Raw genomic sequence first — 22,672 nt, 5'->3', positions numbered from 1 at the left:
TGGGAACCGATTCATGGGGATGTCTGAATTTTTAGCCGGTCGGTTCGTCCCAATCGCGGAATGCCGGACAATTGCGCAAGTGTAATGCCCAGACGGCTCTTTCCATGATAAGAGGCGCGCGTATCTCCGAAGTGAGACTTTTCGGCGCGGATTTTGGCGAATGGACGAGCAGAACGACAAGCAGGCTGAAGAGGGTGGAGCGGCGGTCGCGCCGTCAGCATCTGGTAAAGCGCAAGGCAGCCTATGGCCGCATATTGTCAATCTGCTGATCCTCGCTCTGGTGGCCATTGCGCTTTTGGCGCCGGGTATTTCATCGCTTCCGCTGACCGATCGTGACGAGGCGCTTTACGTGCAAGCCTCACATCAGATGCTGGAAACCGGCAACTGGATCGATATCCGCTTTCAGGACGAGCCACGCTACAAGAAACCGGCCGGCATCTACTGGATACAGGCAGCCGCCGCCGAGCTCTCCGGTTATGGCAAGGATGCGCCGCTTTGGGTCTACCGCCTGCCGTCGCTTATGGGTGCAGTGCTGATGGTGCTGTTTACCTACGGCATCGGTGCCACGCTTGGTAGCACGCGCGCCGGACTATTCGCCGGTCTTCTTGCCACCTCGACGATGCTGCTCGGCTTCGAGGCGCATATCGCCAAGACCGACGCCATGCTGTGTGCCACGGTGCTCGCCGCCGAGTTCGCTTTGGCGCGCGCCTATGTCGATCCGGCAAGGACAAGATCGCTACCGCGCAATGCACTGTTTTGGACGGCGATGGGTATCGGCATTCTGATCAAAGGACCGATCACGCCGCTCATTGCCGGCCTTTCGCTGGTTGCGGTGTCGGCAAAGGAGCGGTCGGCTTCGCTTTGGCGGTCTCTGTCGCCGCTCAAGGGCGTTCTCTGGATGCTGCTTCTGGTGCTGCCGTGGCTCATCGCGATCGGCTGGATTTCGCGCGGCGCCTTTTTCAGCCAGGCAGTCGGCCACGATATGCTTGGCAAGGTGGCGTCTGGCCAGGAGTCGCATGGCGCGCCGCCCGGTGTGCATCTCCTGGTCGCGCTCGGCACCTTCTGGCCGCTATCGGCGCTGGTGCCGCTCGCCGTCGTGCAGGCGTGGAAGGCACGACGCGAGCCGGCGGTCTTCTTCCTGATCGCCTGGGTCGTACCGGGCTGGCTGGTCTTTGAAGCGGTCGCCACCAAGCTGCCCAACTACGTGTTGCCATTTATGCCGGCGCTGGCGGTGCTGGTGGCGCTGGTGCTGGACAATGGTGCGCTTGGTCCGGCGCGGCGTGGCTGGCGAGTTTCTGTCGCTTTCGTCGCAGTTGGTGCGGTTCTGGTTGGCTTCGGGCTGAATATCGCGTTTCTTGTCTACCAGGGCTATGCGAGCTGGCAGGGCTTGATCGGTGCTGTCGTTATTGCCTGCCTTGGTCTTGCGGCGAGCCGCCTGCTCGTCTCAGGGCGGCTATTGCCCGGACTGGCGGCGACGGTGGCCGCCGCTGGCGGCTTGATGCTGCTCGGCTATGCGATCCTTCTACCTGCTGCCAAGCAGCTCTGGCTCAGCGATGACCTTGCCGAGGCCGTGGCTTCCGTCCGTCGTTGCGATGCACCGGCAGTTTCGGTGGTCGGCTATGGCGAGCCTAGCTCGGTCTTCCGTCTTGGGACAAACACACTCCGCACCACCGCGCCGGCCGCCGCCGAGGCCTTCCGGACAAATGAGTGCGCCGTCGCCATTGTCGCGGCAGAGTCCAAGGATGAGTTCATCGCCGCACTCGGCGAGGGAGATAACAAACCAGAGCCCGTCACAACCGTTTCCGGTCGCAATCTCAACGGCATGAAGCTCCGCACCATGCTGCTGTTTGCCAAGCCGTAAGGAGCCGGCCATGCTGATCAACAAGCGGCCGGCAAGCTGGCGGGACCCGGATGTCGTCAGAACGACCCTCTGGCTGGCGGGGCTCGTGACGGTTCTCGCCATCATCGTTTCAAGCCGGTTCGATGAAGAGGTGCGTGCCTGGGTGGCGGCCAACGGATCGCCGGCGCCCATCTGGCCGTTGCTGACGCGACTTGGCGAGTCGGACTGGATGCTGATCCCGTCCGGCATCGTACTCTTCATTCTGCGCTATCTGAGGCGGCCGAGATTCGGCTCGCCAGGAGATTTCGAGACCATTTACGGCATGGTTCTCTTCTTCTTTGCCGCGATCGCCGCCACCGGCATTGCCGTTCTGGTCGTCAAATACTCGCTTGGCTTTTCCCGGCCCTCGGTGGAAGGCGAGCGCGTGATCCATCTGTTCGCCTTTCGTCCGAAATACGCGGCCTTCCCATCCGGACATTCAACCACGGCGGCAGCCTTCGCGCTGGCGCTGACGCTTCTGTGGCGGCCGCTGGCCGTGGTGGTCTGGCCGCTCGCCATCGCCATCGGCGCGTCGCGGGTGATGGTCAATGCCCATCGGGTTTCCGACGTGATGGCAGGCCTTTCATTCGGCACTTGGGGCACTTTGTTTGTCGCCTTTTGGTTCGCGCGACGGGGACTGTTGTTCAAGTTGTCGGAAAGCGGCTTGCCGCAGCCGCTCCGCCATCGGATCGACACACTCTCCGACGAGGGCAGGGCCTTGTTGACGCGGCTTCAACTTGCCATAAGCGGGCGAAGCATTGTCCCGGATTTGCATTTCTCAGGGCTAGGGCAGCCGGACGCCATTGTGGGCGCATATCCGGCCGGAGTGACCAGTATGATCGTACCGAAACCTTCCGAGACGGGCGTTGTCTCGGTTGTCATTCCCGCCCGCAACGAGGCGGACAATCTCGCGGTCATCGTACCGGAGATTCTTGACGCCATGGCTGGCCGCACCTTTGAGGTGATCGTTGTCGACGATGGCTCGACCGACGGTACCGGGGCCGCCATTGCCGCATGGAAGGCGGAAGGCAAGCCGATCCGCCACATCCGCCATGTCGAGGCCTGTGGCCAGTCGGCGGCCGTTCGCTCCGGCGTGCTTGCTGCGCGGGGCGAGATCGTTGCCACCATCGATGGCGACGGTCAAAACGATCCTGCCTATATCCCGAAACTGGTCGATGCGCTCATCGCGGCCGGCCCGTCGGTGGGCATCGCCGCCGGCCAGCGTCTCAAGCGGACCGATGGCCTTGCCAAGCGGTATGCCTCACGCTTTGCCAACTGGCTGCGTAACGTCATCCTGAAGGATGCGACACGCGACACCGGCTGCGGCCTCAAAGCGGTGCGGCGCGACATCTTCCTGTTGCTGCCGTTCTTTCACGGCTGGCACCGCTATCTGCCGGCGCTGGTGCTGCGCGAGGGCTACGGCGTCACCCATCTCGACGTCGTCGATCGCTCGCGCATGCATGGTTCTTCAAATTACGGCATATTCGATCGCGGACTGCAGGGTATTCTCGATCTCTTCGGCGTCTGGTGGTTGAAGCGTCGCATCAAGCGTCTTCCCGTGGCCTCGGAAATCGGAAACGACAATGGCTAATCTCTTCGTGCAGTTCGCGGGCTGGCTTCATGACGTGTTCGTCAAGCAGCTCGATTTCTGGGTGATCCTCGGCTTCGTCGCGCAGGCATTGTTCACCATGCGCTTCGTTGTGCAATGGCTCGCTTCCGAGAAAGCCAAGGCGTCGGTAATCCCGGTCGCCTTCTGGATATTCTCGCTCGGCGGCGGCTTCCTGCTGCTGGTCTATTCCATCGCCCGACAGGATCCGGTTTTCATCGCCGGGCAGGGGCTTGGTCTGCTCATTTATATCCGTAACCTGATGCTGATCAGGAAGTCGACAAAAAGCGCCTCCGGATCTGAGTGACCTCAGAGCCGGCGAGGATCGTCGGCACGGGCGACAAGGTGCAGACGGTCGAGGAATCCTTGCAGGATGAAGCTCGCCGCGAGCTTGTCGACCACCTCGTCGCGTCGCCGGCGCGAGGCGTCCGCCTCAAGAAGCGTGCGGGTAACCGCCGCCGTGGACAGCCTTTCGTCCCAGAAGAAAATCGGCCGTCCGTCGAGGGGGGCGAGATTACGGGCAAAGGCGCGTGTCGACTGGGCGCGCGGCCCCTCGCTGCCGTCCATATTGATCGGCAAACCCAGCACGTAAGCCCCGACCTGATGCTTGTCGGCGAGTTCGATCAGCGCGGCTGCGTCCTTGCCGAACTTGACTCGAGAAAGGGTCAGGAGTGGCGTTGCAATGAGAAACCGTTCATCCGAAATGGCAAGGCCGATCGTCTTGGTACCGAGGTCAAGGCCGAACAGGCGCCGGCCCGGCGGCAGGGCGGCTACAAAGGCGACGGGGTCGGTCTCGGTCATCGGTTCTGCCTTTTTGCGCACGGGAAAGGGCACCCACTATCATGTTGGGTGCCCAGGCCCAAGCTAGGCCGCGAAATTCAGGAGACGATTTCCGGTGAAGTGGCCGACACTCGATCACGGCCAGTGTTCTTGGCTTGGTAGAGCGCGGAGTCGGCCCGCCGATAAAGGTCGTTGACCGTGTCTCCCGGTCGAAATTCGGCGACACCGAAGCTGGCGGTCAGGCGGATAGTGTCCTCGCCACGCTCGATAGCTAGCGCGTTGATCTGCTCGCGCAGGTACTCGGCGACCGAGACACCACCGTCGATGGGAATGCTGGGCAGGATGACGGCGAACTCCTCGCCTCCAATGCGGGAGAAATGCACATCCGGCGGCACACGCAACGTTCCAACCGAGCGGATCACCTCGTCGCCGACATCATGACCGTAAATGTCGTTGATATGCTTGAAGTGGTCGATGTCGAACAAAATGAGCGAGAAGGTACCGGCGAGCTCGGCTGCGGCGATTTCCGCGTCGAACCTTTGGCGGAAGGCACCGCGGTTAAACAGTCCGGACAGTGGATCGACGGTCGCCATTTCAATGAGCCGACGCTGCATGATCAGCGTTCGCTCAGCCACCCGCAGGCGGGCGTTGAGCTCATCCTGACGCGGTGGCTTGGACATGAAATCGTCGGCGCCTGCATCGAGCACGCCAATCGAATGCTGCGCATCGTTGGAAGCGGACATGCCGATGACATAGAGCGGCCGACCGGCATCGGCGAGGAGGCGAGCCTCCCAGCACAATTCGGTTCCCGACACCCCACCAATCTCGAAGCTGGTAATCAGTACTTCTGCTTGCGGCGTCGTCTGAATGTAGTGAAGCGCCTCGCGCCCGTCCGTAAAATAAGCGACGTCGTCACCACGAGGTTCAAGCATCCTCTGCAGGATCATCAGTCCGGTTCGACTGCCGTCGACGAGCACGATGTGCATGATACGCTTGGTATACCTGAAAAGGGACAAGGCCGCCCTGAAAAGCGGGCAACTCATAAACCGTTTCTGTTGAATTCATCAATGAAAAAACAACGGATTCCCGCCAATCGCGCTTCAGAATGCAGAACTTTGCAAAGAGCATTTCGAACAAAAAAGCAGCCACCATCTCGGCAGATTAAAATATTCGTATAGATCAATATGTTAAGCGGGGAGGGACGTGCGATCGTCATCGCACTCGGTTGCTAGGTGCTGGATGGTGCCGGCCGTCTTGACTTGGTTCGATTGTCTCTCCGGGAGGTTGTGGAGGCCATTTGTCGCGACTCACTGAAGGGCCGTTGCCAAATCGCCGAACCTAACATCGGCTATATGAGGAAGCGGGTGGCTCCGCGCCGCGACCGGTGCTATACGCGGGACATTCCAGTCTGTTCGAGGGAATCTACATGTCCGTGGATACGGCTACCGTGCGCCGCGTTGCGCGTCTCGCCAGGATCAAGGTCACCGATGACGAGGCGGCGCGCATGACCAATGAGCTCAATTCCATCCTCGGATTCGTCGAGCAACTGAACGAGGTCGATGTCGCCGGCGTCGAGCCCATGACGTCGGTGGTGTCGTTGAAGATGCGCCGCCGGCAGGATGTCGTCACCGACGGCGAGGATGCTGAGGCCGTCACCGCCAACGCGCCCGTCTCCGAGGATCATTTCTTCCTGGTGCCCAAGGTGGTCGAGTAACTCCCGCCCAATACCAGCTTCTCACGACTTTTCGGGATTTCCGCCGTGACCGATCTCACCGCACTCACCCTTGCCGAGGCGCGCGACGCGCTGAAGGCCAAGACATTCACCGCTGTCGAGCTGACCGACGCTTATATCGACGCCATGGAAAAGGCGCGCGTGCTCAACGCCTATGTTACCGAGACGCCTGAGAAGGCTCGGGAAATGGCCAGAGCGTCCGACGCGCGTATCGCCGCCGGCAAAGCCGGTGCGCTCGAGGGTTTGCCGCTCGGCATCAAGGATCTCTACGCGACCAAGGGCGTTCATACCCAGGCTTGCAGTCATATCCTCGATGGCTTCGAGCCGCCTTACGAAAGCACTGTGTCGGCCAATCTCTGGGCCGATGGCGCCGTCATGCTCGGCAAGCTCAACATGGATGAGTTCGCCATGGGCTCGTCCAACGAGACCAGCCATTACGGCTCGGTGGTTAATCCGTGGCGGCGTAACGGTTCCGATGTCAATCTGGTCCCGGGTGGCTCATCGGGCGGCTCGGCGGCGGCGGTTGCCGCCCGCCTGTGTCTTGGTGCGACCGCGACCGACACCGGCGGCTCGATCCGCCAGCCGGCCGCTTTCACCGGTACCGCCGGCATCAAGCCGACCTATGGCCGTTGCTCGCGCTGGGGGCTCGTCGCCTTCGCCTCGTCGCTCGATCAGGCCGGCCCGATCGCTCGCGACGTGCGCGACGCGGCGATCCTCCTGAAGTCGATGGCCTCGGTCGATCTCAAGGACACCACCTCGGTCGATATTCCGGTTCCCGATTATGAGGCGGCTGTCGGCAAGTCGGTGAAGGGCCTCAGGATCGGTATTCCCAAGGAATATCGGCTTGACGGCATGCCTGCCGAGATCGATGCGCTCTGGCAGAAGGGTATCGATATCCTGCGTGACGCCGGTGCCGAGATCGTCGATATCTCGCTGCCGCACACCAAATACGCCCTGCCGGCCTATTACATCGTTGCGCCGGCCGAGGCGTCGTCGAACCTCGCCCGTTACGACGGCGTGCGCTATGGCCTGCGCGTGCCGGGCTCCGATATCCTCGACATGTACGAGAACACCCGGGCGGCCGGTTTCGGTGCGGAGGTGAAGCGCCGCATTCTGATCGGCACCTACGTGCTGTCGGCCGGCTATTACGACGCCTACTACCTGCGCGCCCAGAAGGTCCGCACGCTGATCAAGCGTGACTTCGAGACGGTGTATGCCCAGGGCGTCGATGCCATTCTGACGCCGGCGACGCCGTCGGCCGCCTTCGGTATCGGCGAGAAGGCGGATGCCGACCCGGTCGAGATGTATCTCAACGACGTGTTCACGGTGACGGTCAACATGGCCGGTCTGCCGGGCCTTGCCGTTCCAGCCGGCCTCTCCGCCGAAGGTTTGCCGCTCGGTCTGCAACTGATCGGCCGTCCGTTTGACGAGGAGACGCTGTTCACTTTGGGTTCGGCGGTTGAGAAGGCCGTCGGCACGTTCAGCCCGGCGAAATGGTGGTAAACCTGTGGGCGCCGGCAGATGACCGGCGCCTCCTTCACATCAGCGTCAAATAACCGACTTATCGATCAACCTTGATGGTTATGCCCAAGAGGTTGTCATGAAGAGTCTCTCGTCTCTTTCTATTCTTGCCGCCGCGCTTCTCACCAGCGCCATGGCCTGCGTTGCAGCCGATCTGCCCGTCAATAAGGGGCTCGTCGCCGTCGGTCGCCTGCCTGCCGATCTTCAGGACAGCTTCGGTGAAACCTTCGGTTCGGGTTCGGGCATGTCGGTCCTCGATTGGAAGAAGACCGACAAGGGATACGAGGGCTCATTCCTGCTGCTGCCCGATCGTGGCTACAACGTGGAGGGCACGACGGACTACCACACGCGTGTCAACGCGCTGTCGATTGCCTTCGCTGCGCCGGAAGCCGGCAAGGCTGCCACCGCCGAACTGAAGCTTCGGAAGACCTTCCTGCTCACCGACAAGGCCGGCAAGCCGATGACCGGCCTCGACTCGGTTGCCATCAACAAGGATAACGGCCCCGAACTGCCGGGCGCCTCGACGGGCGCCGTCAGCCTGGACCCCGAGGCGATCGTGCGCTTGTCGGATGGTTCGCTGATGATCTCCGATGAATATGGCCCGGCGATCTATCACTTCACCGCTGAAGGCAAGCTCGTTTCGGCGACGCTGCCGCCGCAGGCCTTCCTGCCGATGAGGAAGGGCGTGCTCAACTTCTCCTCCAACAATCCAGGCCTAGGCGCGCCGAAGCCCGATCCGGAGGATCCTGAGACCGGCCGTCAGAACAATCAGGGTTTTGAAGGCATGGCTCTCAACCCGTCCACGCACGAACTGACGGTGGTGCTGCAGAGCGCTTTGCGTCAGGACGGCGGCGATAAGAAGAGCACCCGCTTCAATACCCGCGCCCTGGTCTATGACGCGACCGATCCGGATGCGCTGAAGCTCAAGGCCGAATATGTGGTGCCGCTGCCGACCTTCAAGGATAAGGAAGGCAAGACGCTGGTAGCCGCCCAGTCCGAGCTCGCAGTTCTGCCGGATGGAAGGTTGCTGCTGCTCTCGCGCGACAGCAACAACGGTTGGGGCGTCAAGGGTGACACCTCGCTTTACCGTCGCGTCGATCTCCTCGACTTTACCAGCGCGACCAACATTGCCGGCACCGATTTCGACGGGCTGAAGCCGGTGGCGCCGAAGGGGCAGCTTGATGCCTCCGTCACGCCGGCAAAGCTCGCCACCGTCATCGACATGAACGACAACGCCGAGCTCGGCAAGGCAGGTCTTCACAACGGTGCGCCGCATGACGCCACCGACCTCTCGGAAAAGTGGGAATCGATGGGCGTCGTGCCGGCCCTCGATCCGGAACACCCTAAGGACGTGCTGGTGCTGATCGCCAACGACAACGACTTCCTGACCACCAAGGGCCATCAGGTCGGGGCGGACTACAAGGCCGACGCCGACGTCGATACCATGGTGCTGGTGTATCGTCTGTCGCTCGATTGATTGGCTTCTCTATCGGAACTGACGGAGGGCGCTGCGTGATTGCGGCGCCCTTTGCCGTTTTCGGGTCGATCTCTGACCGGTGGCGTGTTGGAATGACGCGCCTTCCCGGTTTACCTCCGAAGCAAAACGGGCTATCCCGCCAGACAGATGTCGTCTGACCGATCCGAGAGACCCTCCATGAACATGGCAGTCCGCACCCCCGACCCCAAGAAGCTCATCAAGGGCGCCACCGGCGACTGGGAAGTCATCATTGGCCTCGAGGTGCATGCGCAGGTCACCTCCAATGCCAAGCTGTTTTCCGGTGCCTCGGCCGTCTTCGGCGCCGAACCGAACATGCATGTTTCGCTGGTCGACGCGGCGATGCCGGGCATGCTGCCGGTGATCAACGAAGAATGCGTGGCGCAGGCCATCCGCACGGGCCTCGGCCTCAAGGCGGCGATCAACCTCTACTCGGTGTTCGATCGCAAGAACTACTTCTATCCGGATCTGCCGCAGGGCTATCAGATCAGCCAGTACAAGCAGCCGATCGTTGGTGAGGGTAAAGTGCTGCTCGATATGCCGGAAGGCGTCGTCGAGATCGGTATCGAACGGCTGCACCTCGAACAGGATGCCGGCAAGTCGATCCACGACCAGCATCCGACCATGTCCTTCGTCGACCTCAACCGCTCCGGCGTGGCGCTGATGGAGATCGTCTCCAAGCCTGACCTCCGGTCGTCTGAAGAGGTTAAGGCCTATCTCGCCAAGCTCCGCACCATCCTGCGCTATCTCGGTACCTGCGACGGCAACATGGAGGAAGGCTCCATGCGCGCCGATATTAACGTGTCGGTGCGCAAGCCGGGTGAACCGCTCGGTACGCGTTGTGAGATCAAGAACGTCAACTCGATGCGCTTCGCCGCCCAGGCGGTGGAATACGAGGCGCGCCGGCAGATCGGCATCATCGAGGATGGGGGCGAGATCGACCAGGAGACCCGTCTCTATGATCCGGGCAAGGGCGAGACGCGTTCGATGCGCTCCAAGGAAGAGGCGCACGACTATCGCTATTTCCCCGATCCCGACCTTCTGCCGCTCGAGCTCGATCCGGCTTGGGTCGAGAGCCTCAAGGCCCATCTTCCCGAGCTGCCGGATGAGAAGAAGGCCCGCTTCGTGACTGCCTATGGCATCACCGCCTATGATGCGATGGTGCTGACGCTGGAGCGTGCTTCGGCCGATTATTACGAGCAGGTCGCCAAGAGCCGCGACGGCAAGGCTGTCGCCAACTTCATGATCAACGAGCTGTTTGGCCGCCTTAACAAGGATGGCAAGGGCATCGAGGCGTCGCCGGTTTCTCCCGCCCAGCTCGGCGCCATTGTCGACTTGATCGGCGATGGTACGATCTCCGGCAAGATCGCCAAGGATCTGTTCGAGATTGTCTACACTGAGGGTGGTGATCCGAAGAAGCTGGTCGAGGAACGCGGCCTCAAGCAGGTCACCGATACCGGCGCCATCGAGAAGGCTGTCGATGAAGTGATCGCCGCCAATCCCGAGAAGGCCGAGCAGGCCAAAGCGAAGCCGACTCTCAGCGGCTGGTTCGTGGGGCAGGTGATGAAGGCGACCGGCGGCAAGGCCAACCCGCAGGCGGTCAACGACCTTGTCAAGCAGAAGCTCGGCATCGAATGATCCGCAGAGGAGGGCGGCACAAGCTGCCGTTCTTCAAAGGCAATTTGCGTGAGGGCGACCCTTGGGTCGCCCTTTTGCTATGTGGTGGAAGGTTTGATTAACCCTGTTCGTTAAGCCTACCTTATCCCCATTATCCATAAGGTTGTGAGGCCGGGGTTTCGGCGGCGCAGGCCGCTTTGTGTGTCTCATTCCCCCCGGTCTGAGCGACCGATGGACATTGCAACCCTTCTCGGCGTTTTCGGCGGCTTCGCTGTGCTCTATTTGGCCGTCATCCTTGAAGGTTCGAACATCATGATGTTCATGAACCTTCTGGCGACCAACGTCGTGATCGTCGGTGCCCTGGTCGCCCTGCTTGGCCGCTATACGCTGAAGACGTTTCCTGTGGCCGTGTTCGGCGGCTTCAAGGAAGCGGTCATGTACAAGACGCATGATACCTTCCATCTGCTCGACCAATTGACTGAAATCGCAGAGGTGGCGCGCAAGCAGGGGCCGCTTGGTCTCGAAAAGCTGGAGATCGACGAGCCTTTCCTCCAGAAGGCGATTCAGATGATTGCCGACGGCTATTCGGGCGAAACCATCCAGCATGTGCTGGAGCGCGAACGCGACCTGCAGCACGAGCGTCTGCACATGGGACACACCGCATGGGCCAAGATTGCCGAGGCGGCGCCCGGCATGGGCATGGTAGGCACCATCATCGGCCTGGTGTCGCTGTTTGCCCACATGTCCGATCCCAAGCAGATCGGCCCGGCCATGTCGATCGCACTTCTGACCACGCTTTACGGCGCGATCATTGCCAATGTCATGGCCGCACCCATTTCCGACAAGCTATCCAACCGCGCCAATCACGAGGCCGAAATCCAGTCGATGATCATCGACGCGGTCTTGATGATCCGCGAAAACAAGAGCCCCAAGCAAGTGCACGAGGAGCTTCTCTCCTACCTGCCGCTCAAGCATCGCGCCAAAGCCGAGGCCGACAGGGAAGCGGCCTGACGGCCTGATTGAGGGCAGAAACGGAAGGGCTGCGGGATGAGTGCCAGGAAGAAGGGCGGCGGTGGCGGTGGCGGGCATGGCGGTGCGCCATGGGTGATCACCTTTGCCGATCTGATGAGCCTCTTGATGGCGCTCTTCGTGATGATCGTGTCCTTTTCCAATCAGGACGAAGCAAAGCTGAAGGAAGCCGCCGGCTCGATGCGCGACGCTTTCGGCTATCAGTCGGTGCAGAGGCCGGCCGGCATGATCGAGCAAAATGGCCTGCCGGAACGCAAATATCTACGCAATGTCCAGCCGATGTCGCTCTCGGAAGCGGTGGAATTCGCCAGCGACTTCAACGACCAATATGAAAAGCAGGGGGCGGAGGTAAATACCAATCGGTTTGAGAAAGCCGCCGAAAGCAAGCCGCGCGAGTATCTCACCGCGTCCGAATCCCTGCGGCAAGCGCTGCAAGATCTGCCTGACTACGCAGAGCTGTCCAAACAGATCATTCTCAACGTCGCCAACGACGGCCTGCACATTTCGATCATCGATCAGGACGGTCGTCCGATGTTTGGCTCGCAGTCGAGTGAGCCGACCGACCGCATGAAGGTGCTCTTGTCGCGCATCGCACCGGTCATCCAACAGATGCCTGGTCGGCTGCAAATCATCGGACACACCGAATCGACTGGCGATATGGCCGTTCCCGGAGGTGCCGCCTGGGCGCTTTCAGCCCAGCGGGCGCTGACCACCGCGGAAATCCTCGGCAGCTTCGGTCTTGGTCCGGGTAGCCTCGCTCAGGTAATCGGCGTCGCCGACAAGGACCCGATGTTTCCTGACGATCCCTTCCTGTCGGGCAATCGCCGCATTGAGCTGGTGTTGCTGAAGGAAGCACCGGCGCTGCCGAGCGACAGCCCGTTCTAGAGGACTGGCGGGCAAGGCCCGGACAAGCCAAAGAGAGCAGACTTTGCCGGACATGTCCGACAAGGCCTAGCTATGACTGATCCCACCCTACCGGATGCCGACGAACGCCGCCGGGAAGATCGCCACAGAACGCGGCTCAGAACCGGTATTCTGCGCAGCCGCGACGGCCGTCTTCTCGCAGACTGCATCATCCGAGATCGTTCGACGAGCGGGGCAAAGCTCTTTCTTGCCGAGCAACGGCCGCTGCCGCTCGAACTTGAACTTGAGGATGAGGCGGATCACCGGCGCTATGATGTCCGCATCATCCGTCGCAACGGTCCGGAGATTGGGGTGGTTGTTGAGGGAGAGAAGCCTGTTCCATCGGCATGAGGCGGCTCGCTGAACACGGCGAGTTCATCGCCGGCCCCTTTTCGTTGTGACGTCGGCCCCATATGCTAGCCCTCCTCAAGCCGATCTCGGAAATAGGGTGAGGAGAAGCCGATGACTACGACCCAGACCAAACCAATCGACCTCTACTACTGGCCGACGCCCAACGGTCACAAGATCACCATCATGCTTGAGGAACTTGGCGTTCCCTACAACTTGCATTTCATCAATATTGGCAAGGGCGACCAGTTCCAGCCCGACTTTCTGGCGTTTTCTCCCAATAACAAGATGCCCGCCATCATCGATCCCGAGGGGCCGGACGGCAAACCGATCTCGGTGTTCGAGTCGGGCGCCATCCTGCTCTACCTCGGCCGCAAGTTCGGCAAGCTTTATCCGCAGGACGAACGCGGCCGCGTCGAGGTGGAGCAATGGCTGATGTGGCAGATGGCCGGCTTCGGTCCGATGTTGGGCCAGAACCATCATTTCGCGATTTATGCGCCCGAGAAGCTCCCCTACGCCATTAAGCGCTATCGCGATGAGACACATCGCCTCTATGGCGTGCTTGAGAAGCAACTGGCCGGCAAGGACTACATCTGCGGCGACTATTCGATCGTTGACATTGCCTGCGTCGGTTGGGCGCGCGGCTGGGAGCGGCAAGATATCAAGGCGGCCGAATTCCCCAACGTGATGGCCTGGATCGACCGCGTGTCGAGCCGGCCTGCTGTGGCCAAGGCGCTGGCCATCACCGCGCCGACACCGCCGAGCAACCTTGCCGACGACAAGGAAGCGCAGAAGGTATTGTTCAATCAGCGTGCCCGCTGACGACGGCTTCGGCCACTCGCAACGCGGTTTATGATCTCGCGGGACTAGCTTTTACGACTAAAGTCTTATATCGCCCCGCCATTCTGGAGACGGCGGGGCTTTCCCATGAAAGTGTGAATTCCTCACGCATTCATGCTGCTAAGAAATATTCTGTCTATTTTTATGTATTTTAGGCGCCATTATGAATAAATAACGCGTCGTGGTATTGTAGTCTTCCTACCTGGCAGTCGTGACGGAGTGCAGGCATGGTGGCTTCACAAACCTCGCTGCATATGCAGGACGTTCTGAAGAATCTCCGCAACCCTAATGTTAGGGTTGGCGATGGACGTCGGCATAAAAGGGCAAAGTGTTTTTTGCTCGCCACGGTTCAGCACAACAAATACACGTGCGAATGCATTGTCGAAGACTTGAGCGTCGGCGGTTGCAAAATCAGTAATACCGATGGTCAGCTTTCAATCGGCCAGACCGTGGTCGTCAATATTCCCGAGCAGAAGATGTCGCTGAACGGCATGGTTATGTGGGTTCGCGGCAAGGCGGCAGGGCTCTGTTTCAATCTGTCGGTCTAGCCACTCTTCAATGTGGTTTCCACAAAGTTTAGCAACGCCGGCGTCCCGTCGCGGCTGGTTTTGTCGATTTCGCTCAAAACGGCGGATTCGATGGTTGACGGCTTCTGAAAATAACGTTCCGTTCAGATATTGTTCGGCGGTTGTTAAGTCTACAATTTAATCTGCTTTTTAATCAATTGGCGCAGCATGATCACATCTTCCGAAAACGAAGAGACGAGGCAAAAGACCTCGGATAATACGTAAACAGGGAATGTGATCATGGCTCGTCTTGAACTGAACTCGATCGATCAAATGGCCGGCGGCGCCAGTGCCACCAGCGATGTCCTCTACGAACTCGGCGTGATGTATGCCGTGGGTCGCGACGTCGAGCAGAACCTTATCGAAGCCCATAAGTGGTTCAACATCGCCGCCTTCCGTGGGTCCGAAAGTGCCGCCCGCTATCGCCGTGAACTCGCTGACGAGATGTCTTCGTCCGAGATAGCCGCGGCGCAGCGCGAAGCCCGCGAGTGGATTTCGCTGCATTGATCGACGCGATTGGCCCCGGAACGGGCCTCGCGGCAAGGAACGGAAAACTCAGGCCCGGCACATCGGGCAGCTGACGGCGGTTCTTCCTGGGGGAAGGGCCGCCGTTTCGCATAATCGGCGCGGTGAAAGGCAGGACAGGGCGGACAAGCTGTGCTATGGCCGGGCAAATCAGCCAGAGGACCGTCCATGGACAAGTCGTTCATCGCTCGCGAGACCGCCCGCCTTCTGCTGGAGGTCGACGCCATCCAGTTCAATCCGGAAAAGCCGTATATCTTCACCTCCGGCTGGGCGAGCCCGGTTTACACCGACTGCCGCAAGCTCATCTCCTTCCCGCGTCTGCGCAAACGGCTCATGGGCTTCGCCGAGGAAATCATCCTCTCGGAGATAGGCGCCGAGTCGCTCGATGCTGTGGCCGGTGGCGAGACGGCTGGCATTCCCTTCGCCGCTTGGCTGTCCGATCGTCTAGAGCTGCCGATGCTCTACGTGCGCAAGAAGCCGAAAGGCTTCGGCCGCAACGCCCAGATCGAAGGCGACGTCAAAGAGGGCGCCCGCGCCATCCTGGTCGAGGATCTTGCCTCCGACGGCCGCTCCAAGCTGATCTTCACCAAGGCGATGCGCGACGCCGGCCTCAAGGTGAGCCACGCCTTCGTCGTGTTCCACTACGGCATCTTCCCCTCGTCAACCGAGGTGCTGGCAGCCGACGGCATCACGCTGCATGCGCTTGCCACCTGGTGGGATGTGCTGGCCGAGGCCAAGGCGTCGAACCGTTTCCCGGCGGCGATGCTGGCCGAAGTGGAAAAGTTCCTGCATGCCCCTGCCGAGTGGTCGGCAGCGCACGGAGGCAGGGCGTCCTTCGAAGGCTAAGACAGGCTAGGGCGGGCTGATATGTCCGCCCTGCGCTCTGGGACATGGCTCGTCGGCCGGAAGCAGCATGCGGCAGGTTTGGAAGCCGCTTCAGCTGACCCGCTTGCCGTCGGCGTCGATCACCAGTTCACCATCCTCCTTGGCGAAGGGGCCGGGCGGCAAACGGTCGAGTAGATCGAGCACCTGTTCGCTCGGCCGGCAGAGGGCGGTGCCTTTGGCCGTCACGACGATCGGCCGCTCGACGAGGATCGGGTGAGCAATCATCGCCTCGACGATATCTTCATCGGCCACCGAGGGATCGGTCAGACCGAGCTCGGCTGCCGGCGACTTCTTGACGCGCAACGCATCACGCGGCCCGATCCCGGCAGCCGTGAACAAGGCGAGAAGCTGCGGCTTGGTCCAGCCCGTCTTGAGATACTCGACCACCGTCGGCATGTAGCCGGCCGCCTCGACGATGCGGACGACATTGCGCGATGTGCCGCAGTCGGGATTATGAAAGATGACGACGTCGGTGACGGGCATGTCGGGCCTCCAAGGATTTGCGTGTTTATAGCGGGTGCCGGCTCCCAAACGAAACGATTGCTGCTTCTTTCGCCCTTTTGAACCCGTCTATCCTTCGGTTTTTTGCGACTTTCGCTTGTGGCAATACAATCAATCGAAAGCGTTCAAAGGCGGGAGAAGCTTCGCAAGGGATGCGGCTTACACGTCGTGGTGGTTGGAGAAGAGGGTAGGGAAGACGTGACCGAACGTTCGTGGACCGAGATGAGTCCAAGCTTTGCCTGCGGTACGGAGAGATCTAGCTTAATCTCTTATTGACAGGCAGATACTCCTCGCTGAGCATCGGTACACGCATATGGCGAGGGAAAGCGATGCTTAAGCCACGCGGGTTCTCGAGGGTGCTCGTACGCCAATCGCGTCATGAAATAGATGTAGAATCAAGCAGATACATCGCTCATCTGGCATGGCTAATCGGCCTGCTGTGTACCATTGGCGGATCGCCAGCAATTGCCCTCGCGCAATCAATACTGGCGGACGAAAATCAAGTTATCGAACGGATCGAAATATCGCTGAGCAATCCCTCTGCCGATCCCGAGGTGAACAAGCGGGTGTCCGACCAGATCCGTCGTAGCATCAACGTTTTCCCCGGCATGCTGTTCAATCGCACCGAAGTGCAACTCGCTATAGCCCGGAGCGCTCGTCAAGTAGCAATCGCCCGTGCGGACCTTGAGGTAACGCCGGGTGATGCTGGTGGCGTCGTCGTGACCGTGAAGGCGCAGCTAAGCGATAAGGTGTCGCGTGAGGAGCGTGGCTTTCTTCAGACCGGAGACAAAGCTGACCTTCCGGTGCTTTTCGATCGGAATGGTACCATCGTCGTCGGAAAGCTTGAAATGCTGACGATGCTCTACGGCAATGACAACGCTTGGTATGGTCGACCGGACCTCTTCCTGTCCGGCAATCCACTCGCTTCAGGCGATATGGCCGGGAAAGGTGCGAGTGGGTGGGCGGAGGGATTCATCCATTCGGGCGTCTATGGATTGACCCCGCTCCACGAGAACACCTATGCCTACGGTGGGCTTAGCGCCATTTTGAGCGGTTCGGCGGGCGCCGAACTCTTCACCGACGAAAGCCGCTACCACCTTGCGATCGAGGATGCCTATCTCGGTCTGGTCGGCGGCGAGACATCGAAGACCGGTGATCGCCTGGTATGGAACGTGTCGGCGGGGCGTAAGCGCTATGCCATCGGCGACAGCATGATCATCGGCAACAGCGCCTCCAACGGCGACGAACGGGCAGCCTTGCAGTCAAACCCGCGTTGGGCGGCTGACATGCTCGTGCTTGGTCAATTTCGCTACAACAAGACCCTGGCCGAACTCTTCTATCTTGACCCCGACGAACTTCCAGTCGTGGATTCGAAGACCCGCATGGCAGGGATCAACATGGAAACCGATCTCGGCGCGGGCTTCAGCCTGGGTGGTTCTTTCATCAACGTGCTGGACTCTGACTACGCCTATTACTCGCTCACGCCACCAGACCCGGCTTCCGCCACGCTCAGCCGCGACGGCCTTCAGGTCTATGACGCGAGGATGGGTTGGAAGCAGCCTGGTGGCCAAATATTTGCCAACGCTGAACTTGCTCTACAACGCAACAATCATTTCGACATGTTTGCCACCGCCCTGGCTGGCGAAGTTGGCTATCAGTTCCAGGACCTCCCCTGGACACCGCAAATCAGCTACCGGTTTGCGGAGTTCTCGGGAGACGATCCGACAACCGCGCGCTTCGAGCGATGGGATCCGTTGCTGTCGGGTGGCAATGGCGAGCAGTGGGTCCAAGGCATCAATCATTTCAAGGTGTTCCAGGACAGCAATCTGGTGACCCATAGGATCCAGTTGCGCCTGCGGCCGAGCCCGCAAGTGGAATTGGTCCCGCAATTCTGGATCTTCTCTGCCGACAGCTCCACCAACCTCGGCGGTAATCCGGCGCTCTCGTTCCTTGGCTCGGAGCAACTCGGCTACGAAGCCAATCTAACGGCCAAATGGTTCATTTCCCCGAAAATGATGGTGCAGGCTCATGTTGCTGCGACATTCCCCGGAGAGGCCGTAAAGCAGGCGGCGTCGGGCGACCTCGACCCGTGGTGGAGCGCCATGGCTTTCTTGCGCGTCGCGTTCTGACATCAAAACTCGCTTAGGGAGGAATCGATATGGACAGACGTGATCTGCTGAAGGGAATTACGATAGCGGCTGGCGCGGCAGCGGTGACGGCGGCGACCAATTCGACGGCCAGCGCTCAACAGGCATCCGGACGACCGGACGGCAACGCAGTGGTCGACATCAAGGCTGTGGACAGCACCTTTTTCATCTCCAGCCGTTTTGCTGACAGGACCTTCATAGTAACAGGATCGGCACGCGGCATGGGGCGCGCGGCGGCGATCCGGCTTGCACGCGAAGGTGCCAACGTCGTCGGCGTCGATTGGATCAAGGATCTCGGGGAAGAGACCCATGAGGCCATTGTCGGAGGTGGCGGGAAGTCGGTCTTTGTGTTTGGCGACGTGGGCGACCCGGCCGTGGCGGACAAGGCGGTCGAGGCGGCCGTTTCGAGCTTCGGCAAACTCGACGGCGCGCTCAACAATGCAGGTGTCATGGACGGCGTCTATTCCGGCGACCCGATCAATTTCGAGAAGCAACGGGAACTGATTTTCGCAAGGATCCACGAAGCGAGCGACGCCTACTGGAACAACGTGTTCAAGACCAATGTGACGGGCATGTTCTACTGCATGCGCTCGCAACTGAGGCAATTGGTCGATCAAGGCCGTGGCGGCGCAATCGTGAATGTAGGCTCGATCGCGGGAATGACGGGGCTGGCTGGCAATCCCGCTTATGTCGCCAGCAAACACGCCGTCACGGGGCTGACGCGCAACGCAGCAATCGATTATGCGCCGTATGGAATTCGGGTGAACTCGGTCAATATGGCTGCAACCGACACTCCGATGGTCGCTCGCGCCGGCGAGTTGGTTGCTCTTTCCGCCCAAGCGACCAAAGGCCCGGCCATGGGCCGCCTGAAGATCGACAGTATCCTCGCCTATACCGACAAGAAACATAGGCCGGCAACTGTAGCCGAGCAGGTCAGTATGATGCTTTTCCTGCTATCCGACGAAGCCTCCAACTTTACCGGTGGGATCTATGCCACCGACGGGGGATGGACGGCCTATTGATTGGCGCCGAGGGGTGTGACGGTCCCCAGGCAGCCGCCTATACCGCGGGACTAAAGCGCATATTGCGGGCCTGAAAGCAGGGCAAAAGCTCGGATTTTGGGCGTGGTTGGGCGAGAGAAAGCGGCCAAGTCGCTGTGAGGTGGCACTACGGCGGCACTCGCTCAACCGACAGGAGGACGGACATGTCGATTTCTCTCGATGCCGCTGCACAGGTCTATCGCCAGGCGGCCCGCGATACGTTCGCGAGGCAGAGTCTGCTCAATCTCGCCCAGGCCGCTCTGCTTGTCTTCACCGGGATCGCCGCAGCCCTGTTTCCAGTTGTCGCTTCTTCCTCGGCCACGGTTGCGATCGGTTGGCTGATGATCTTCAACTCGGTGCTGCGCGGGGTTGGGCTCCTCCTCGCCCGCCACGCGCCGCATCATGGCATTCGCCTGATTTCGGCGGTTATCGGCCTGCTTCTCGGCGTGTTGCTACTGCGCCACGCGGGTGAGGGGCAACTGCTCCTCTCTCTGCTCGTGGTCGTCTTCCTAACGACTGAAGGGATCGCCAACCTAAGTTTCGCAATGGTGATACGGCCTTTGTCCAACTGGGCCTGGATTCTCGTCAGCGGGATCCTTTCTGTAGTGCTGGCTGTGTTGCTCTACGCCGTTATTTCGACCGCTAGCCTGTGGACAATTGGCTTGATGCTGGGAGCTCATCTCATCTGCGACGGCCTGTCGCTGGGATATGTCTCAGCCAAAATCCGCGCCGCCGCTAACCCGGCGCCGCCGTCCGGAACGTCTTGAAACAATCGCTATAAGGGACGCTGAAAGATCTCTACCCCAAGTCGTCGGGGCTTTACGGGGAAGGGATCGGGAGCGGCTATCGCAGATGTCGCTGAGCGAGCCGGCTGGCCGTGCCTCAAGGTCAACGGTGGGTACAAGATGGTCTGGGCACCCTGACGCCTACTCCGGCAGCCCTAGCCGGGATCATGGCGTTCTTTCTCGTCGTCGCCGTGTCACGTTGCGGTGCTAGGTGACAGAGTTTGAGGGACCATCTGAGTGTCTCTCCGGCACGTCGCTTCGACGTCATTCCCGTGGAGATCTCCTTGAAAAATATTCACAGAACGCTCGCGTTAGGCATTGTGTCGGCTGTTGCTGTCGGGTCGATTGCGACCACAGCGATTGCAGCGGGTCCGTATGCCCATGTGATGTTGATCAGCGTTGACGGGCTGCACGCCATCGACCTCGAGAATTACGCCGCGACACACCCAAAGAGTACTTTCGCTCAGCTCGTCGACACCGGGGTCAACTATACGAATGCCCTGACGCCGACGCCGTCCGACAGCTTCCCCGGAACGCTGGCCCTGGTCACCGGTGGCACGCCCCGCGCGACGGGCGTCTTTTACGATGACAGCTACGATCGCACCTATTTTGCACCGGGCTCGGACTGCTCCGGAGCGCCCGGCGCCGAAGTGACGCTGGCCGAAAATATCGACGTGGACTCCGACAAACTCGCCGCCGGCGGCGTTGCCGGCCAATGGCAGACACAGATCGATCCGAAGAAGCTGCCCGTCGCCCTGGTCGACGGCAAGTGCGTGGCGGTTTATCCGCACACTTTTCCGCGGGTGAACAATATCTTCGAAATCGTCAAGGCGCACGGCGGTCGCACCATGTGGTCCGACAAGCATCCGGCCTACGAGATACTGAACGGGCCGTCCGGCACCGGTCTCGACGAGCTGTACGCCCTGGAGCAGGACTCACTGATCGAGGGTACCAAGAAGGCGACGACGGCCAGCTACAAGGCCGAGCGCGATTTCGACGAGGCCCGTGTCAAGGCGCTGATCAACGAAATCAATGGCAAGAACGGCGCCGGTTCCGCCTCGGCTCCCGTGCCGACCCTGTTTGGCATGAACTTCCAGGCGGTGAGCGTTGGCCAGAAGCTGCCGAAGTCTGGGCCAACCGATGAAGATGGTTTGGTCGGCGGCTATGTCGACGCCACCGGCACCCCCAACACCGGTTTAGCCAAGCAGCTCGACTACGTTGACGGGGCCCTCGGCGAGCTGTCCGCAGCCTTGAAGACCGCCAATCTTCTCGACAGCACATTGATCATTGTCACAGCCAAGCACGGTCAAAGCCCGATCGATCCTGCAAGCTTCCAGCCGCTCGACGACAAGCCCTATGCAAAGTTGCCGGGCTACGCCTTCCATATCGCCGACGACGCATCTCTGATCTGGCTCGACCCGAAGACGCGGGTCGCCAACCTGGATGGCGCCCTGAAGTATCTAGTCGACAACGCGAAAGCGCTCGGCATCGCCAAGATCTGGACGCCGAACCAAATGGCCAATTCCTACAATGATCCGGCCACCGACAGCCGTACCCCGGACTTCATGGTAACCGTCAATCCGGGCGTCGTTTATACGTCCGGCAAGAAGATAGCGGAGCACGGCGGCGCCAACATGGATGACCGCAACGTCGCCGTCATTCTCAGCAACCCGCATGTGAAGGCAGCCCGCAACACGGCGCTGGTGCAAACCACGCAGATTGCCCCGACCATCCTCAAGGCGCTCGGCTTCGATCCAGCGGCTTTGCAGGCTGTTCAGATCGAAGGCACACAGAGCCTTCCGGCTTTGCCGTTCTGATTTTCGGCATCAAGAAACGAAGACAGCGCCAACTATGTTGGCGCTGTTGTACTTTCCTTATTCAAACACCCAACTTTACGCCAGGATTTCGAGCACGCCTTGATGTGGCGCGATTTACCGAGTCCGCAGTCGAGATCAAACTGTTACGCTGGCCTTCGTTGGGCTGGTGCGGCAAAGCGCTTGCTTTCCGAAGCCAATCAAAACGATTTGCCGTATCTCTCGCCGTTTTGAACTCCGCTGTCCCTCGTCTTTTTGCGACTTTTGGCTTATGGGAGCGGAAAGCTTCTGAAAGGAACCTATGAGCCACTACGCCGCCCCCGTTTTCGCCGTGGCCCCCATGCTCGATTGGACGAACTGACTGGAAATACATTGGCCGGCAATGGGGTTAGCCGAGATCGTCTTTGCGTTGTTCTAAAGACAAAGGCCCCGCCGAAACGGGGGCCAAATTGCTTGTAGCCGGGTCGATGGACGGGAAACTCGTCATCAAGCGGCGTGGCGATCACCTCCTTTCGTTAGGCCATTGGGCGCGGTCAATGATGATGGTACGGACACCGGCCCGCGTTGCCTTGTCGACCATGTCCCAAGTTCCGAAGCGGCCGGGGAAGGCTATGACCACGTCTGGCCTGCCCTCAGCGAGCATGCGGGCGTTGCGGATC

The 22,672-nt window shown here is 60.4% G+C and carries 21 protein-coding genes and 1 pseudogene; 19 read left to right on the top strand and 3 right to left on the bottom strand.

Annotated elements, in window-relative coordinates; translation table 11 throughout:
- Positions 1 to 160 precede the first annotated feature (160 nt).
- The 4 genes and pseudogenes from G522_RS26475 (at position 161) to G522_RS0111265 (ending at position 3,792) form a co-directional block, all read left to right on the top strand.
- Positions 161 to 1,861, top strand: a complete 1,701-nt coding sequence (locus tag G522_RS26475; protein ID WP_051228541.1) for an ArnT family glycosyltransferase — start codon at positions 161 to 163, stop codon at positions 1,859 to 1,861.
- Between the two features lie 10 nt (positions 1,862 to 1,871).
- Positions 1,872 to 2,498, top strand: a pseudogene (locus tag G522_RS30690) (phosphatase PAP2 family protein); the annotation flags it as partial.
- A 216-nt stretch (positions 2,499 to 2,714) separates the two neighbouring features.
- On the top strand, positions 2,715 to 3,470 hold the full coding sequence (locus G522_RS30480; protein WP_026791138.1) for a glycosyltransferase family 2 protein: 756 nt from the start codon (positions 2,715 to 2,717) through the stop codon (positions 3,468 to 3,470).
- The gene (locus G522_RS0111265; RefSeq protein ID WP_026791137.1) at positions 3,463 to 3,792 is read left to right on the top strand and encodes a lipid-A-disaccharide synthase N-terminal domain-containing protein; all 330 of its coding nucleotides are present in this window, start codon (positions 3,463 to 3,465) and stop codon (positions 3,790 to 3,792) included. The genes G522_RS30480 and G522_RS0111265 overlap by 8 nt, the downstream gene beginning before the upstream one ends.
- Positions 3,793 to 3,794: 2 nt before the next feature.
- On the opposite strand, the gene ruvX is transcribed toward G522_RS0111265, so the two are convergent.
- Entirely contained in the window at positions 3,795 to 4,286 is a 492-nt protein-coding gene (gene ruvX, locus G522_RS0111260) for a Holliday junction resolvase RuvX (RefSeq protein WP_026791136.1), read from the bottom strand.
- A gap of 77 nt (positions 4,287 to 4,363) precedes the next feature.
- Positions 4,364 to 5,251, bottom strand: coding sequence for a GGDEF domain-containing response regulator (locus G522_RS0111255; protein ID WP_026791135.1), 888 nt, complete (start codon positions 5,249 to 5,251; stop codon positions 4,364 to 4,366).
- A 440-nt stretch (positions 5,252 to 5,691) separates the two neighbouring features.
- Between G522_RS0111255 and gatC the strand changes: the two genes are divergently transcribed.
- The 11 genes from gatC (at position 5,692) to G522_RS0111200 (ending at position 15,687) form a co-directional block, all read left to right on the top strand.
- On the top strand, positions 5,692 to 5,979 hold the full coding sequence (gene gatC / locus G522_RS0111250; RefSeq protein ID WP_026791134.1) for an Asp-tRNA(Asn)/Glu-tRNA(Gln) amidotransferase subunit GatC: 288 nt from the start codon (positions 5,692 to 5,694) through the stop codon (positions 5,977 to 5,979).
- A gap of 45 nt (positions 5,980 to 6,024) precedes the next feature.
- Positions 6,025 to 7,500: an Asp-tRNA(Asn)/Glu-tRNA(Gln) amidotransferase subunit GatA gene (gene gatA / locus G522_RS0111245; RefSeq protein WP_026791133.1), complete on the top strand. Its 1,476-nt coding sequence runs from the start codon at positions 6,025 to 6,027 to the stop codon at positions 7,498 to 7,500.
- 97 nt (positions 7,501 to 7,597) lie between these two features.
- The gene (locus G522_RS0111240; RefSeq protein ID WP_026791132.1) at positions 7,598 to 8,995 is read left to right on the top strand and encodes an esterase-like activity of phytase family protein; all 1,398 of its coding nucleotides are present in this window, start codon (positions 7,598 to 7,600) and stop codon (positions 8,993 to 8,995) included.
- 177 nt (positions 8,996 to 9,172) lie between these two features.
- Positions 9,173 to 10,651 (top strand): Asp-tRNA(Asn)/Glu-tRNA(Gln) amidotransferase subunit GatB, encoded by a 1,479-nt coding sequence (gatB, locus tag G522_RS0111235; RefSeq protein ID WP_036838995.1) that lies wholly within the window; start codon positions 9,173 to 9,175, stop codon positions 10,649 to 10,651.
- A gap of 210 nt (positions 10,652 to 10,861) precedes the next feature.
- Positions 10,862 to 11,641 carry a motility protein A gene (locus G522_RS0111230; protein WP_026791130.1) on the top strand — a complete coding sequence of 260 codons (780 nt, stop codon included), beginning with the start codon at positions 10,862 to 10,864 and terminating at the stop codon, positions 11,639 to 11,641.
- A gap of 36 nt (positions 11,642 to 11,677) precedes the next feature.
- The gene (locus G522_RS0111225; RefSeq protein WP_026791129.1) at positions 11,678 to 12,544 is read left to right on the top strand and encodes an OmpA/MotB family protein; all 867 of its coding nucleotides are present in this window, start codon (positions 11,678 to 11,680) and stop codon (positions 12,542 to 12,544) included.
- A gap of 72 nt (positions 12,545 to 12,616) precedes the next feature.
- Entirely contained in the window at positions 12,617 to 12,913 is a 297-nt protein-coding gene (locus G522_RS30275) for a PilZ domain-containing protein (protein ID WP_169453512.1), read from the top strand.
- A 111-nt stretch (positions 12,914 to 13,024) separates the two neighbouring features.
- Positions 13,025 to 13,732 carry a glutathione binding-like protein gene (locus tag G522_RS0111215; protein WP_026791127.1) on the top strand — a complete coding sequence of 236 codons (708 nt, stop codon included), beginning with the start codon at positions 13,025 to 13,027 and terminating at the stop codon, positions 13,730 to 13,732.
- Between the two features lie 245 nt (positions 13,733 to 13,977).
- Complete coding sequence (locus G522_RS0111210; protein ID WP_084633133.1) at positions 13,978 to 14,298, top strand: PilZ domain-containing protein; 321 nt, start codon at positions 13,978 to 13,980, stop codon at positions 14,296 to 14,298.
- Between the two features lie 258 nt (positions 14,299 to 14,556).
- Positions 14,557 to 14,823 (top strand): SEL1-like repeat protein, encoded by a 267-nt coding sequence (locus tag G522_RS0111205; RefSeq protein ID WP_026791125.1) that lies wholly within the window; start codon positions 14,557 to 14,559, stop codon positions 14,821 to 14,823.
- A 186-nt stretch (positions 14,824 to 15,009) separates the two neighbouring features.
- Positions 15,010 to 15,687 (top strand): orotate phosphoribosyltransferase, encoded by a 678-nt coding sequence (locus G522_RS0111200; protein ID WP_026791124.1) that lies wholly within the window; start codon positions 15,010 to 15,012, stop codon positions 15,685 to 15,687.
- 90 nt (positions 15,688 to 15,777) lie between these two features.
- Here G522_RS0111200 and arsC read toward each other — a convergent pair whose 3' ends face one another.
- The gene (gene arsC / locus G522_RS0111195) at positions 15,778 to 16,209 is read right to left on the bottom strand and encodes an arsenate reductase (glutaredoxin) (RefSeq protein WP_026791123.1); all 432 of its coding nucleotides are present in this window, start codon (positions 16,207 to 16,209) and stop codon (positions 15,778 to 15,780) included.
- Positions 16,210 to 16,556: 347 nt separating this feature from the next.
- On the opposite strand from arsC, the gene G522_RS0111190 reads away from it, so the two are divergent.
- The 4 genes from G522_RS0111190 (at position 16,557) to G522_RS0111175 (ending at position 22,016) form a co-directional block, all read left to right on the top strand.
- Positions 16,557 to 18,356, top strand: a complete 1,800-nt coding sequence (locus G522_RS0111190; RefSeq protein ID WP_084633132.1) for an alginate export family protein — start codon at positions 16,557 to 16,559, stop codon at positions 18,354 to 18,356.
- 29 nt (positions 18,357 to 18,385) lie between these two features.
- On the top strand, positions 18,386 to 19,396 hold the full coding sequence (locus G522_RS0111185) for an SDR family NAD(P)-dependent oxidoreductase (protein ID WP_051228539.1): 1,011 nt from the start codon (positions 18,386 to 18,388) through the stop codon (positions 19,394 to 19,396).
- Between the two features lie 182 nt (positions 19,397 to 19,578).
- Positions 19,579 to 20,181: an HdeD family acid-resistance protein gene (locus tag G522_RS0111180; RefSeq protein ID WP_026791120.1), complete on the top strand. Its 603-nt coding sequence runs from the start codon at positions 19,579 to 19,581 to the stop codon at positions 20,179 to 20,181.
- Positions 20,182 to 20,585: 404 nt separating this feature from the next.
- Entirely contained in the window at positions 20,586 to 22,016 is a 1,431-nt protein-coding gene (locus tag G522_RS0111175; protein ID WP_169453510.1) for an alkaline phosphatase family protein, read from the top strand.
- The last annotated feature ends 656 nt before the right edge of the window (positions 22,017 to 22,672 follow it).

The sequence above is a fragment of the Pleomorphomonas oryzae DSM 16300 genome (genome assembly GCF_000422965.1).
Classification (GTDB): Bacteria; Pseudomonadota; Alphaproteobacteria; order Rhizobiales; family Pleomorphomonadaceae; genus Pleomorphomonas; species Pleomorphomonas oryzae.
Note: the sequence above shows the minus strand (reverse complement) of the source record. Positions and strands in the feature narration are given on the sequence as shown.

Coding starts and splice junctions, on each gene's coding strand:
- ruvX (WP_026791136.1), bottom strand. CDS start 4,286: ATGACCGAGACCGACCCCGTCGCCTTTGTAGCCGCCCTGCCGCCGGGC.
- gatC (WP_026791134.1), top strand. CDS start 5,692: ATGTCCGTGGATACGGCTACCGTGCGCCGCGTTGCGCGTCTCGCCAGG.
- G522_RS0111225 (WP_026791129.1), top strand. CDS start 11,678: ATGAGTGCCAGGAAGAAGGGCGGCGGTGGCGGTGGCGGGCATGGCGGT.
- G522_RS0111215 (WP_026791127.1), top strand. CDS start 13,025: ATGACTACGACCCAGACCAAACCAATCGACCTCTACTACTGGCCGACG.
- G522_RS30275 (WP_169453512.1), top strand. CDS start 12,617: ATGACTGATCCCACCCTACCGGATGCCGACGAACGCCGCCGGGAAGAT.
- G522_RS0111180 (WP_026791120.1), top strand. CDS start 19,579: ATGTCGATTTCTCTCGATGCCGCTGCACAGGTCTATCGCCAGGCGGCC.
- G522_RS0111230 (WP_026791130.1), top strand. CDS start 10,862: ATGGACATTGCAACCCTTCTCGGCGTTTTCGGCGGCTTCGCTGTGCTC.
- G522_RS0111205 (WP_026791125.1), top strand. CDS start 14,557: ATGGCTCGTCTTGAACTGAACTCGATCGATCAAATGGCCGGCGGCGCC.
- gatB (WP_036838995.1), top strand. CDS start 9,173: ATGAACATGGCAGTCCGCACCCCCGACCCCAAGAAGCTCATCAAGGGC.
- G522_RS0111185 (WP_051228539.1), top strand. CDS start 18,386: ATGGACAGACGTGATCTGCTGAAGGGAATTACGATAGCGGCTGGCGCG.
- G522_RS0111200 (WP_026791124.1), top strand. CDS start 15,010: ATGGACAAGTCGTTCATCGCTCGCGAGACCGCCCGCCTTCTGCTGGAG.
- G522_RS0111265 (WP_026791137.1), top strand. CDS start 3,463: ATGGCTAATCTCTTCGTGCAGTTCGCGGGCTGGCTTCATGACGTGTTC.
- G522_RS0111255 (WP_026791135.1), bottom strand. CDS start 5,251: ATGCACATCGTGCTCGTCGACGGCAGTCGAACCGGACTGATGATCCTG.
- G522_RS0111210 (WP_084633133.1), top strand. CDS start 13,978: ATGGTGGCTTCACAAACCTCGCTGCATATGCAGGACGTTCTGAAGAAT.
- arsC (WP_026791123.1), bottom strand. CDS start 16,209: ATGCCCGTCACCGACGTCGTCATCTTTCATAATCCCGACTGCGGCACA.
- G522_RS0111240 (WP_026791132.1), top strand. CDS start 7,598: ATGAAGAGTCTCTCGTCTCTTTCTATTCTTGCCGCCGCGCTTCTCACC.
- G522_RS30480 (WP_026791138.1), top strand. CDS start 2,715: ATGATCGTACCGAAACCTTCCGAGACGGGCGTTGTCTCGGTTGTCATT.
- G522_RS0111190 (WP_084633132.1), top strand. CDS start 16,557: ATGCTTAAGCCACGCGGGTTCTCGAGGGTGCTCGTACGCCAATCGCGT.
- G522_RS26475 (WP_051228541.1), top strand. CDS start 161: ATGGACGAGCAGAACGACAAGCAGGCTGAAGAGGGTGGAGCGGCGGTC.
- G522_RS0111175 (WP_169453510.1), top strand. CDS start 20,586: ATGTTGATCAGCGTTGACGGGCTGCACGCCATCGACCTCGAGAATTAC.